This window comes from Blastococcus aggregatus (assembly GCF_900221005.1).
In the GTDB taxonomy this organism is placed as follows: domain Bacteria; phylum Actinomycetota; class Actinomycetes; order Mycobacteriales; family Geodermatophilaceae; genus Blastococcus; species Blastococcus aggregatus.
Map to the genome: position 1 here is coordinate 303,341 of NZ_OBQI01000004.1, position 14,032 is coordinate 317,372.

The 14,032-nt window shown below is 66.8% G+C and carries 3 protein-coding genes; all 3 read right to left on the reverse strand.

Translation table 11 applies throughout. The features are described from left to right. Window position 1: 1 nt before the first annotated feature. The 3 genes from CRP29_RS14805 to CRP29_RS14815 are packed head-to-tail and all read right to left on the reverse strand — an operon-like array spanning window position 2 to window position 13,925. Window positions 2-6,376, reverse strand: coding sequence for a DEAD/DEAH box helicase (locus CRP29_RS14805; RefSeq protein ID WP_097195826.1), 6,375 nt, complete (start codon window positions 6,374-6,376; stop codon window positions 2-4). Then, window positions 6,373-11,004: a restriction endonuclease subunit M gene (locus CRP29_RS14810; RefSeq protein ID WP_097195827.1), complete on the reverse strand. Its 4,632-nt coding sequence runs from the start codon at window positions 11,002-11,004 to the stop codon at window positions 6,373-6,375. The genes CRP29_RS14805 and CRP29_RS14810 overlap by 4 nt, the downstream gene beginning before the upstream one ends. Continuing rightward, window positions 11,004-13,925, reverse strand: coding sequence for an SNF2-related protein (locus tag CRP29_RS14815; RefSeq protein ID WP_097195828.1), 2,922 nt, complete (start codon window positions 13,923-13,925; stop codon window positions 11,004-11,006). Before CRP29_RS14815 ends, CRP29_RS14810 begins: the two co-directional genes overlap by 1 nt. Between the last annotated feature and the right edge of the window lie 107 nt (window positions 13,926-14,032).

Consider the following 14,032-nt stretch of genomic DNA (forward strand, 5'->3'; position numbering starts at 1 on the left):
ACTACGACCCTTCCACGGTGAGTGCTGCACGAACGGCGTCTACCTCGGGCGCGACGACCTGCCATTGAGCTCCGTGGAGATCAGCTCGGTCCTCGTCGCTGAAATTGATGTCTACGACGACGCGCTGGTCAGGCCAGGACAGCGATAGGACGATCCCCTCGGGTGTCTCCTCGCCCTGGCGAGGCACCGCGACGTCGGCTTCGGCCAAGGCGACAAGCAACTCTCGCTCGAGGGCAGTGCCGTTCTCATAGAGCTCCTGCCACTGCGCGGGCAATGTCGCCGCAGGCAATGCCGCCGAGGATGACGTCTCCGTCGAGGAGGTGATCCGCGTCCGCGTGCTGATGACTGTGGCTGCCGTACGGAGGTTGAGCAGGTTGCTTAGCCGCAGCCAGTCATGCCAGGCCGAACGGTGACTGTCACCTAGACGGTCAGTCCGGTCGTCGAGGACCACGGCGACCTCAGCCGAGCCGTTGGCCGGGTCGGCCACCCGGGCGGCGAGGGCCACCGTGTCGCTCGTCCAGGCCCAACCGAACACGCCTTCGTCAGCTGTCACCGGTCCGCCGTCCAGTGTCCGCATCGCGGTATCAGCCGGCCCATCGACGCCCACGGCGTGAGAGGCCGCGGCGGACAGAAGGAAATACGGCAGCCAGTTCGCGAGGCGCTCCACGGCTGCCGGCTGGGGATCTTGGATCCAACCGACGATGAAGTCGAGTGGTCCCCCAGCGATAAGGCCGAGTGATGCCGACGTCAGCTCGCCGCCGGCCGCTTCGATGATCGGCCCGGTCTGGTCCGCCGAGAACCAGGACGGCGGCGAGACGGTCCCGGCCTCGGCGTCCTCCAGGTCCTGCCAGGTGATGCCCAGGACGATTCGGCCGCTGTCGCGCAGGGTCGCACGCTTCGCGGCATCGTCGGCAAGGCGGTTGATGGCGGGACTCGCATGGAAGCGCCAGCCGTCGGTGAAGACCGCCGCCTCCGGAATACCCGTCTGGTTACAGCGGAGGATGAAGTCGGGCTTGGAGCCCAGGACCATCTGTTGCGGTTCCAGAGTCCACACCCGCCCGCTGCCACCCATGGTGATGGTCGAGCGGTTGCCGGTGCTCGTGGGCTGGTCCTTCACCGTCGCGCCGGCTGCCTTGAGCCGGGCGCCGAGCACCGCGCGGAATCGCTGCTCGAGGTTGGACTCTGGGTCGAAGCCCTTCGGCTCGGTGACTGTGCAGGTCCAGCTCATGTCCGACGTCGGCTCGTCGCCAGTGCCGCTGCTGAGGATGTCGCGCAGGTGTCGCTCCCCCGCCGCCCGCGACACCGACTTGACTTGATGCGGAGCCGCGAAAGGCAGCAGGCAGCGGTGGCAGGCCAGGCGCTGCTCGCCTTGGCACTCGCAGTCCCGCAGCGCCGTCCATGCCCGGTAGAGGATGGACCAGACGGTCTCGGGATCGGCGAGCTCAGCCAGGTAGCCCGTGCCGCCGGGGACGACATCGTGCAGGAGCAGCGCGTCGTGGTTCTCCGTGCCGTCGGACAGGGTCGGGTCGACGATGGCGGCGACCTGAATGTGGTCCGGCGCCCCGCCGATGCGCTCCCGTAGGCCGAGCAGGATGGCCGCGGAGAGGCTCGGGACGGCGAAGCTGTCGCCGAGCGTGACCGACCGCGGCAGCCGGATGACCAGTCCTTCAGTCCGCAGCGTGCGACTCAAGGCGATGTTGCGAGTGTTCTCGTTGGTGGCCTTGCGGTACGGACACCACGGGCGATGCTCGCTGGGGCGGTTGGCGCCGGTGGAGGTGTCCAGCTGACCGCACGACTTGCAGATGCGGAAGAGCGGCGCGGGATGCTCCGTGTTGGCGAGGATCCGAGACGATCCCTGACCCGTGGCCTTGCCGATGTTGACCCAGCGGATCGTGTGGTCGCGCAGGTGCTTCGCGCCGAATCCACAGTCCTCGACGAACCACTGCCGGGTGACGTGCTCCGGATCGACATCTGCAGCGGTCACCAGGGAGAAGACCTCCCTGGTTCGTTCGTCCCGATCGTCGGTGATTGCGGCGTCGTCCCGACGCATGGCCGAGTAGACCCGGTTGAGTTCGACGACGTCGAGCCGCTGCTTTGTGTCCGCGATTTCAGCGTTACCGCAGCGCGGACAGGTGTTCACCTTCCCGCTATCGGCGATATCAGCGGCGAAACCACAAGCCGGGCAGAAGGCCCACGTGCGGACCGCCTCTCCGTCTTGCCCGAGGTCGATGGCGTCGATGAACAGCCGGTGGCCGCCGGCGTAGAAGGTCGCTCCCGGGGCGAATTCGCGCAGCGCCTGGCTGCCACCACGGTGATATGAGTAGGGGTCGGTCTGGTATTCGCCGGTGTCCGGGTCGACCCAGCTCAGCGTGACGTCGAGGGTGACGCTGTCGTCGAGGAGGGTGTAGTTCGGCAGGACGCCGTACTCCTCCAAGACGCCGATCCAGTAGTCGCCTCGGAGATCCGCGAGCTGCTTCTGGGTCAACCGGAGGGAGGCGCGTGCCGTCCGGAACGCCCGCTTGTCCTCATCGGTAGCGGCCGGCCCCTCCGCGATCTTCTGCAGGTCCGGGAGAGCGGTGGTGATCGCCGCGCGGCGGAACTCAAGCGTCTCCACCGTGTAGGTCCATCGCTGCGCCTCGCGGTGCAGGCGGCCGGCAAGCTGGCTCGTGCCCGGCGTTCCCTCGACGGGCGTCGCCCAGCGGCGCAGCGCTGCTCGCGCCGTCTCGCCGAGGCTGGCGAACCCGTCGAGAAATGCCGTGAGCAAGCTGTCGGCACGCGTCTCGGCCTCGGTAATCAACGCGTGCAGGTACGAGCCGTCAACCGTGCTTCCGATGGCGTCTTGAGCCGTGCGGGGATGCGGCGCCTGCGGGTCGCGGGCCAGGCAGTCGGCGACCGAGGCGACGTACTGGCGGCGGAGGATCTCCTCTGCGTCCAGGTATGTCGCCGGCGGCCGCACCTGACCATTGATGACCGACAGCGGATCGCCCAGTCGCGGGAGCTGGTCACCCCGCCCGGTGACGAACGCCAGGTTCATGGCGTTGCCGGTCAGTCGGCCGGCGCGACCCACGCGCTGCAAGTAGGAGGCAACGGTGCGCGGGAGGGACGCAAGCATGACCGCCGACAGGTCACCGATGTCGATGCCCATTTCCAAGGTGGGCGTGGCGACCAGGACGTTGGGCGCATCCGGGTTGGCCTGCTGACTCTTGAACTGTTCCTCGTAACGCAGACGGTCCTTGTCCTCGAGCAGACTGGTGTGCTCACGGGCCACCACGCGGCGGACGTCGGTCGAGGCGTACATCCGCCGGTAGAAGTTGTCCTCACGCCCCTCGGGCCGCAGCCGCCCGGCGCAGCGGGCGACCATGCACGGTGCCCCGGACAGCTGCTGGACGACGGTCCTGCTACCAGGCACGAGCGTCTGACAGACGTCGCAGAGCAGGTGGTGAGCGCCGGCCTGCAGGTCCGGAAGGTCGACCGGTCCCACCAGGATCGAGGATTGCCGAAGCTCGTAGATCTGCGCGGCAGTCTTGCTGGTCACCACGCCGATGACGTTGAGTTGCGCGAGACGCTGCAGCAGCAGGCGAGCGAGCTTGGCGCCATCGCCGGGCGCAAGCCCCAAGTTCTTCGCCGTCCACAGTGCGTACCAGCTCTGCGAGCTGGTGACGGAGTCGAGGTCAGTCTGCTTCTTGAGCTTGTCGCCGCCGATCCGGGGATATCCAGGGGCGGGACGCCCGGCGGGGAACGCAGGCATCCCGTCCGACCGGGGGCGGCCGCCCCACACCGAATAGCGATTGCCGTCGTCCTGCTGGTAGCGGTTGAACCACTCGTGCTCGATGGCGCCCCGCTCGCGCATACGTTCGAGAACGCCACGCACCCATGCGGTCTTGACTTCGTCGTCGGGCTCCAGCCCGTTCAGCGTGGGGAGCCCACCGGCCTCCTCGATGGCCTGCTCGGCTACCCGCACCAGCACGGCCGGTGCGACGGCTACCTCGGCAGCGGCGCTACCCGTGCGTTCGAGCGTCCGACCGGTGCGGGACTGGAGACCGAACTCGAGGGATGCGTCCAGGAGGAGCCGGCGCTTCACCCGGGTGCGAACTCCGGCCGGAACATCGCGCAGCCGGGGCTTCTGCCAGAAGGGAGCAAACTCCTCCCGGTCGACCACCTCGGGCGGTACGACGCGGTAGCGGCGGTGCGGGTTGTCCCCGGCGTTGAGGATGACCTGCTCGACAAGGCCATCCAGGCTGATCGGTTGCTCGCCCACTGCTTCGCGGAGCACGGCGCGCAGGGTGAGGCTGAACGAGCGGCTCTGCACAAAGCCGGCTCGGTGCGCGGCGTCCTGCACGCTATCGGTGAAGACCAGAGCCTTCTTCTCCGCCTCGTCCAGCCCCTCGGCTCCGAACAGGGTGGACAGCGTCACCGACAACAGGGTCGCGATGGCCGATCCGAGGAAGCGGATGCCGTCCTTGTGCTGACAGGCGGGACAGGTGTCATCGAGCGACAACTCGCCCGCGTCGACACCCTGGTGTGTGAGGACCGGCAGGACACCGCCGCTACGGATCTCCCGTTCATCGTCGGGCAGCGCGGCGAGCAGTCGGCGTTCCCGGACGGCGAACCACATCAGGCCCTCGACCGGGGCGACATCCCGGGCCGCAGTGCGGTCCCCCTCGGTCGGGGCGTGGATTAGCGGCCGGAACCGGTCGTCCCGTCGGAACCGGCGGGCGCGGATCGTCTCGTCGTTGGTGTCGAGGTCCGTGCCCGTCGGCGCGAGCATCACCCCCCAGCCGGAGCGGCCGCAGTGCCGGCAGAACAGCGCGGGCAGAGGTGGGCCCTGGTCGGCGGCAGTTGCTTCGCCGGCGTGGACGGATTCGAGGTCGCCGTCGTCGCTCCAGTGGTAGCGCGGCGTCCCGCTGGCTGTCCGGTCGATGCGCGTCAGCTCGCGGACCCACAGGTGCAAGTCGACGGACACGGCTTCGCGGCCGACGACCGACCTGACGTGGCTGAACGCGGCCAGCAGGGCGACGACGAAGCTCAGCCATCGCGCCCCGGCCGGCTGCTCGGTTGAGCCCGCATCCGCGGCCAGCGCATCCGCGAGGTGTGCCGCGGACACCGCGTCGGCGGTCCCGTCCAGCACCAGTGGGGTGACCGGGTGCCCCTTAAGCAGGTCGAGCAGCGTGTCTTCGGTGATGTCGGCCAAGTCGGGGCGCAGCTCCCCGGTACCGCTGCCCTCTACGGTGAAAAGGCCGCTCAGCACAGTTTCGCTGATACGTCGGCCGTCGGCCTCGTCCCCGAGGGCCTCGACCGCTCGGATGATGTCTGCCACGACGACGTCATCGAGAGGCACCGGCACGAACCCCAGCTCGCCCACCCGGCTCGGCGCGACGTCAATCCATTCCGACGGTTCCAGCCGCGTCTCAGTGATAACGCTGTCCGACGGGAACTCCTCGCCGAACACCGTCTGAGCGAACCGAAGCATGGCCTCTGGATCGCCCTTGTCACCCAGGGTCGCCGACGTCGCGACGGGTGTGATGCGACCCAGCGGTCGTTGCCAGTCCTCGGGCGTGAAGGCGGGATCACCCACCGACCAGTGGCTCTTCAGCGCGAGCCCGAGCCGCCGGAGAAGCATCGAGACGTCAGTTCCCTGAGCACCGTCATAAGTGTGGAACTCGTCCAACACCAGGTACTGAAGGCTGCGGGCGCTCTTGGCCCACAGCCCCGCGTCGTCGTGTCGCAGGAGCAGCTGGTCGAGCATCTTGTAGTTGGTAAGGAGGATGTCCGGCGGGTCACTGCGGATGACGGCCCGATCGGTGATCAGGCCGTCCGCGGTCACACGGGTACGGCTGGGCCCCTCCTGTCCGGTGTAAAGGGCTGCTGTCACACCGGCGAGAGCGTCATGCTCGGAGAGCAACTGGGTGAGCCGCTTGGCCTGGTCGTTGGCGAGAGCGTTCATCGGGTACAGCACGATCGCTTTGGTGCCAGTGATACCGGTTTTCTTGGCTCGCAAGACGTGGTCGAGGATCGGGACGAGGAATGCCTCCGTCTTGCCCGACCCGGTGCCGGTGGTGACGAGCGTCGGCAGCGGTCGCAGCTTCTCCGGCCTAAGGTCAGCACTCGTCAGCCGGGCGAACGCAGCGGCCTGATGCCCGTACGGCGGGAACCCCTCGTACCAGTCGAGCGACGACCGCCAGCCGGGCTCCGCTGGCCGGAACGGCAGGCGAAGCCGCACGTATGGACCCTTGAACAGCCCCGTATCCGGGTCCTGAAGGAAGTCCGTGAGAGCGGTCCGAGCGTCCTCATCCGTAAGCGCGAACGTCGTCGTCAGGTAGTCGAGAAGGCTGTCTCGGATCTCCTCGGCCTGCACCGTGGGCAGCAGTTCACTCACGAGCGTTCCCTAAGCACCTGCTCGAAATGGCCGTAGGCCCGGCGCATGTCCGTCTCACGGTCATATTCCGGCACCCGCTTGCCAGCCGCGACCGAACGCCCGTACTCGTCAGCTCCTAAGCCTCGCTCGGCGCCGCGCAGGACCCCGAATTGGGCGCGGTACACCTCGATCAGTTCCTCACAGGAGATATCAAAATTCAGCGCCACCAGAGCGTCAAGCTCTAGCAACGCCTGACGCCGAGCCCAGTCGGTCCTCAGAGGCGTTCCGGTGCTCCAACTGGAGTTGGCAGCCGCTTCCAACACTGCGTCGGAGGTCCTGATCGACTGAGGCGGCGACGCGGTCCACGGTGAGGCGTTCACGTCACCCGCCCAGCTGCTCCACAATTCGGCGTACGACGAATTTAGGCAGTTCAGGCGGAGAACGCGAAGCGCAATATCCTGAGTGAACACCGACATGTTTGGGAGTCTCAAACGAGCAAAAAGGCCAGTGCGAATGTCTGCCTTTTGCGCAACTCGCAACTGGAAATCGACGCAGACGCTTCCTAGCGCTCCACAGAGCGTGGCGATGTCTTCCGTCGTCCACTCCGGGTGACCGACACTGACTACGGTTTCGATGTGCTTTACGCCGGGCGGAATAATCGCCGGCTGCATCGTTCGAATGCCGGCCGCCCCAACGCGTCGGCGCCAGGCTACGCGGAACAGATTATCGGCTCGAAAGTTACCCCAATACGGCAACCCCGCCTGCACCCGGGCTTTATCCTTAAGCTGATATCCCGTAGACCACTCGGGAGCTTCAGGTAGCGCTTCTGGATTCACCTCGTTCCAGTCCCGATGACTACGCATCTCGGGGCCCCGCTCCTGAAAAACAGGATTCTGCACGCTCAAATGAGGGCCCTGCAATACGACTGCGGATGGGTCGTGGACCACGTTCCATTCGGGAACGATCAGACCTTCACGCACACCGGACGTTTCGCCGATTCCATACCAGTGATAGAAGTCGAGACGGTCACCAATCGTTGGGGCTTTGGACACCTTCTCCAGAACCTTGTCCACGCCAGAGTTGACGGCGAACATGAACGGCCCCGTCATAGCGACCGAGGGGCCAGACTCCCCAAGCGCCCAAGCGTCGAAGTGAGTCGAAGTGATGTGCCTTATCCGAGAACTGTGGGGCCGGACGTCCCATGCCCCGAGGTCATCCTTGATGTTCGGCATACTCCCCGACCCGTCGTGGCGCCTAGAGTTGACGACTGTATGCGGCTCAAGCAGATAGCACGCATTCACGAAGGAAGGACGATCGGTCGCCGAGCCTGATACAGAGACAACAAAAGAGACTCTGTTGCCAATCTCGAACAGTTTTCGCTCGTTGGTGAAGTGCCAGAGCTGCCTGAGCCTCCTGTAAGTCTCTCCACGAAGCAGGTCCGCCCTTTCTTCCTGAAATACGGAAGTTGAGTGAACAAACGCCGCAACGCCCGTAAGGCTGAGCAACCTCCAGCCCATCCCGAGAAAGGACTTATACAAGTCCGCGGTGGCCTTCCCCTGGTAGGGGTACATAGCCCTGCCCCGCAAGTACTGAGTCAGCGACTCTACGTTGCCCGCCTCGATTAGGACGGCAATGCGCTGCCTCTCAGATGCCGATTCAGCCCAGTCCGAGCCGCTCATTGCCATCTGAGATCTGCTAAAAGTGTAACGCGGATCTTGTTCCGTCAACGCCGCCTTCAGGCTGAACTCCGGCTGCACCCACGGGGGGTTCCCAGCGAGAAGTGCAAAACCGCCTCGGGCGAAGACGGGTGAGAAGTCGAGCTCCCAGTGAAAGAATCCCTGCTGCGCCGCCACCTGCTCGCACACCACGAGCCATGGGTGCTTCGTCAAGACCGCGGGCACCGAATAGGCGCTCGCGAAGGCGAGATCGTTGACCTCGAAGTCGCCGAGCTCGGCCCACGTCGTCCCTCCGGCAATTGTCTGCTGACCGGCCGCGGTGCGCCCCTTGCCGGCGTGTCGGCCGAGCAGCATCTGCAGCGCATCGATCCACTGGTCCAAGGTCGGCGGATCGATCCGCTGCGGCCTCCCGTCGACCTCCCGGGTCGTCAAGGTGCCAGTGAGCGGCCAGAACCACAGCGCGCACCACGCGTCCATGACGCGGCGCAGGCGGCGGTAGGCCCCGGATGCGTCGGCGAGCGCGTCTTCGATCTCCGCGCGCTGGACCGCCCCGCCCTCCGGTAGTGCCTCGGCACCCCAGACCGGGATGGAACGCCGGATCTCATGTTCAGCAATTTGGAGGCGTCGATAGGCGATCTGCCACAAGGCTTCGACACGGTGAGCAAGATCGACCAAGGCGTCGACCTGTTTGGCAGTCGGCTTCACCTGCAGGCTTTTGCGCCAGGCCTTTAGCCGGGCCATGCCCTCCGGGGCCAGTGCCTTGGCTTCGTCCGCGTCCGCCGTTGCGCCCCACCCCACGGAGGGCAGGAGGAAATGGTGGACCCGGCCGGTGACCGCCGTCCCGAGCGCGTCATTCTCGATGTCCTGGGCCAACGTGGTCAGCGGGGCGTCGACGGGCACGTCGGTGAGCCAGGTCTTCTTCGTCACCTGATCCCGCCTGAACGTCGCACGGCGGGCGCCGATCAAGGAGTTGCCGCGGCGCAGGTGGAGCCCAAACCACGGGGCCTCCAGCCCCTCGACCATGGTGTCGAGCCACAGAGAAATCTCGGCGAGCTCCACCGCCGTCGCGTTGAAGTCCACGCCGTAGACGTTGTGCAGCGCGATGAACGCTTTCACCTGCTGGAGCGTTCGCGGGTACTCGTCGGGCTCGATCCGCTGTCCGAGCTCGTCCTGGCGGCGGCGAAGGTACTGCTCGGCAAGCTGCCGGACGGCCTCGATCGCGAACGCGCCGGACCCCAGGGCCGGCTCACACACGGCTAGTTGGAGGATCTGATCGGCCGGCGTCTTTTCGCCGTCCTGGTCCAGCAGCTCTTCGAGGGCCTGCGACACCACGAAGCGGGTGAGGACTTCGGGCGTGTAGTAGGAAGCCGACTGTTGGCGTTCCCGACCAGCAAGGCGGAAGACGAACGTTCCCTGGCTGTGCAGTACCGGCCGCTCCTCGCCCGTGACCGGGTCCTCGTCCCGAACAAAGTCCGAAGGCGAGATGTCGTCAGCCCGGTCCACGGGCACGACCCATGAGCCCTTGCTGGCGTCGCCGCTCTTAGCCACTTCGTACAGGTCCGTCTCGGCGAAGAAGCCGGTGTAGCTCATCAGGCCCTCGTAGACGGCCCCGAGCTGGTTAATGCCGAGCTCGGCGTAGGAGATGAAGCCGCGATCCTTCCCCTTGGACTCCTTGCTCAGCAGCAGGTGACGCAGGACCTGCTGGAGCGCCGCGTTCCCGAGCCCGACGTCGTCGATGTGGGCCGTGGCCACCGGTCGGAAGAGGTCGGCGCGCAGGCTGCGGAAGTTCAGGCCCTCCGGCGGCTCGCCGTCCGCGGCGATCGTCTGGGTGTCGCGGTCGACCAACCGGAAGAGCACGGCCAGGGAGTCGTAGAGGTGGGATCCGTGCTGAGCGCTGGGGCTGGCCAGCTCGACGAGGGTGAGCTCGCGCAAGCGATCGAGGCTGTACCCACGCTCGTACTCGGGTGAGCCGACCGGCAGCACTCCCAGCTCCGGCGACGCCTCGGCGTACAGCAGGAAAAGGATGCGGTAGAGGAACCGCAAGGACTGGATGGCCAGCGGCTGCGCCTGGTCGGCCGGGAGCGGCGGTAGGCCCTGGCGGACGCGGCGGCTGACCAGCTCGTTCGCGATGATCTCGATCGACAGACGGACGCCCTCGCGTAGGTCCTTCGATACCCCGACTGTGTGCTTGACGGACTCTTCGAGGACCGCGCTCCACCAGATGTCGCCCTCGGCGTCCGGCGCCAGGGACTCCGCGCTGATACAGGCCAGCGCGCGGTCGACCTCCCCACCGCGACGGTCTTCGTTGCGCTCACACACCAGCTGGAGATCAACGGCCAGGTAGCGGCCCTCCGCCCACTTCGCGCGTTCGGCGACGAGCGCGAACCGTCCAGCCAGCACCAGGGCGAAGGCGGGCGCGTCATCCGACACGAACAGGGTCGACAGTGTGCGAGCAACGGAGCGGAACTCGGTCTTGTCGTCGTCCAGCGTGTACGGCGACAGCAAGGTGTCGACGTCCTTGTGCAGCAACGTCTCCAGGCTCCCGGTGGCCTGCCCTTCCACGATGACCAGCGGAGCGCCGTTTGTCATTCCGGGCGCGCTAACGCGCAGAACCGGACCGGTGCGTTCGGTGTGCAAACCCACGCCGCTGTAGCCGAGCATCTCCAGCAGCCGCGCGTACACGTCGGGGAGAACGCCGTCCGGTACTGGGACCAGGTCGGTGTCCCCCGCAGGTTCGCCGAGCCCGGCGAGTTGGTCCTGCAGCCAACGGCGTGCCTGGGTGAAGCGAGCACGCGTGGTCGCTGCTACACGTTCCGCGCCGTCCTCGGCGGGGCGGGCCTCGGCCTGTGCCTCGTCCCACGCCTTCCGACGCGTGACCACCCGCGCCTGGAACGACTGCGAGGTGGCGTCGGTGGTGAAGAAGTGCTCAGAGATCCAGTCCTCGCCGATGAGAATGGCGTCGCTGCCGGCCATCAGTTCCCTCCGACCATCGCGCGGACGTCGGCCTCGCGCGGGACGACCACTAGGAGGGGGCGCACCAGTCGCCGTTCAGGCAGCATGCTCTTCGCCATCTCACGTTCTTCCTCGACGCGTTGCCGCCGATCACGCAGCTCCGATCGCTGCACCAGTACGCCCGCCTCGTCGTCCCACTTGTTGGTTCGCTCCGACCATCGCTGCACCCGGTCCCGGGTTGCTGACTCAGCTGCCTGAACGACGTCCCCCATGAGCCGATCGGCTGCTCGGACCGCTGGACCGACGTAGCGGGTCAACAGGTCGGCACCGACCAGGCCGCCAGCATTGACCGTCACCCCGGTGAAGCCGGCCTCGGCGAGCGCGGCCGCCGCTGACGCGAACGGCGTGACCGGAGCGAAGGAGGGGTTGGCCGGGTTCGGGAAGGTGGCGAGCAGGAACGATGCCGCCACCACCTGGCCACGGACGTTGGTCAGACTTCCGTGCAGCACCACGGTCAGCTCCTCGACGTCACCGCGAACGGCGAACACCTGGTTGCGGCCGAGACTGGCCAGTGCCCGGTCACTGGCCCACTCCACGACCGGGTGCAGGGGCGCCAGGTAATGCGCCTCCGGCCAGAGAGAGCTCGACTCGTCGCTGAGCGCCTGCGTCAGTTCCGCCTTGCCACGCTGCGGAGTGCTCGCGAGGCGCATCTTCTGAGCTACCCGGCGGGCGGCCAAGTACGACTGCGGTAGCACCTCCAGACGCTGCCGCAGGTCAGGCGGAGGCACGAACTCGACGATGGAGTACTCCGGGTGTTCCTTCCACGAGACGCCGTTGGGCGGCGCAGCGCCAGGGGTGGGAAGGAACTCCTCGACCGCCTCACGGAAGAAGTCCAACTCAGTCGCGAACACTCCGACGGATCCGCCGGCCGTCGGTGCCGTGGTTGCCGCCTCGGTGGGTTTCGCAGCGGTGAGGCGAGCAAAGAGACCGGCTACGCCTGGGGAGGCTTTGACCTCCTCAACGGTCTTCACCTCGTCGTCCAGGTCCCGCCCTTCCGCCAGCACTCGGCGGATGGCGTCCTCCTCGGCCTCGACGTCGTACTTGCCCATCAGCGAGGCGGAGTCACCGAGCGCCTTGTGCGCCTCGTACTCCTTCTCCACCAGCTTCTTGAGCACCCGTACGTCACCGGCGAACTTCCCGCTGTCGGGGTCCAGCAGCAAGGTGGTGATCTGCGGCTGTTGCTTCTGCCCGTAGCGGTCGATGCGTCCGTTGCGCTGCTCGATCCGGATCAGCGACCAGGGGATGTCGAAATGGATGAGCTCGTGGCACTGCGCGTGCAGATTGACGCCCTCCGACGCAACGTCACCAGTCACGAGGACCCGGATGTGCGATGACGCCTGCTTGAACGACTCGACGACCGCCTGCTGATCGACGTCGCTGAGACCGCCGTGCAGGACGGCGACCTGCTCCTTCGACAGGCCAAGGTCGGAGCAGAGCGACTCTTGCAGCCATCGGAGCGTGGCGACGCGCTCGGCGAAGACGACGGCGCGCATCGGCTTCCTCGCGCCGACGCCGATCTTCTGCAGATAGTCCACGAGTGCGGCGTACTTGGCCGACGTCTTCGTCCCTGCAGCGGCGGCCAGGTCGTCCAGGATCTGCAGCGCCTCGATTTCGCGTCGCTGTTCCGGGGTGGGCGCAGGCCGAGCGGGCTGGCCCCCCTTCCGCGGCGGCTCCAGCCGACGGATCCGCTCCCGCACGGATTCGCGGAGGGCCGCCGGAGAGGAGAGGAAGGCCTTGGCCAGCGTCCAGGGGAACAGCCCGCCGTTGGCACCGGAGTAGGGGGACGACCCGGTCGCCGGGTACAGCCAGGTGTCCTCCAGCTCCTGGATGATGTCGCTCTCCGCCGGGGAAGGCGAGACCAGCAGGTTCTGAGGTTCTTTGCGCTCGGCCCAGTCTCCGCCGACGACGCTGGCGACGTCGGGGCTGTGCCGGTGCCGGCGAATCACCAGACGCTTCACCTCGTCTTCGATGAGGCTGCCATCCGGGCGTACCGCACTGGGGTCGAGCATCCGGACGAGTTCGGCGAAGGACGCGGCCTTGCCGTTGTGCGGTGTTGCGGACGCCAGCACGAGCGCGTCGGTACGGGACGCCAGGAGCTTTGCCAGTCGGTTGTTCTGCGACGTGGAGTTGGTGACGTTGTGCGACTCGTCGATGACGACGGCGTCCCATCGCTGCTTCTGCAGGTGAGCCAGGTAGCGATCGGACTTCAGCGTGTCGATCGAGATGATGACTCGCTTGTAGAACATGAAGGGGTTGCGGTTGGCCGGGAGCTGCTGCCGGATGCGCTGGATGCCGACCGAGTCGAGGCGCACAAAAGGCAGAGCGAATCGGGTCCACAGCTCGAACTGCATCTGTTCGAGGACATGGCGCGGGGTGACCACGAGGATGCGTTCGCCGCGGCCCCGGCGAACGAGCTCGGCGAGGATCATGGCGATCTCGAGCGTCTTGCCCAGTCCGACCGCGTCGGCGAGCAGGATTCGCGGGCGCAGGTTCTCCGGGTCGAGGGCCTTTCGGACCGCGGCCTGTTGATAGCCGAGTGCGTCCGCCAGCCCTTGAGTCGCGACCGTCAAGTTCGGGTCGGTGAGCGGCACCGGCGACTTTCGCAGCATCGCCTCGAGCCAGAGGCGAGTGCGGCGGTAGCCCGACGAGTCATCGGCCACGACGGTCGCGTCTGCCGGATCGACGACTTTGACCTCGTCGAGGACCGTTGCAAACGTGGCCGTGGTGTCGCGGACCAGCTCGGTGAGGCCCTGAACGTCGACCAGCCAGCCATCGCCGTCCCGTTCGACGCCGGTGATGAGCCACTGCTCGTCGCGGACCTCGACCACCGAACCGGGAGCGCCCAAGAAGTCCTCGGCTGAGCTGGGCATCGTCGCCGTCATATCTCCCCGTTCCACACAGTGCTCTCGGGACGTGGAAGGCGAGTCACCTCGAAGGATTCCCGCCGTCGAACCGAGGCTTCGACCCTTCCGGGAACCAGTGGTTCAGT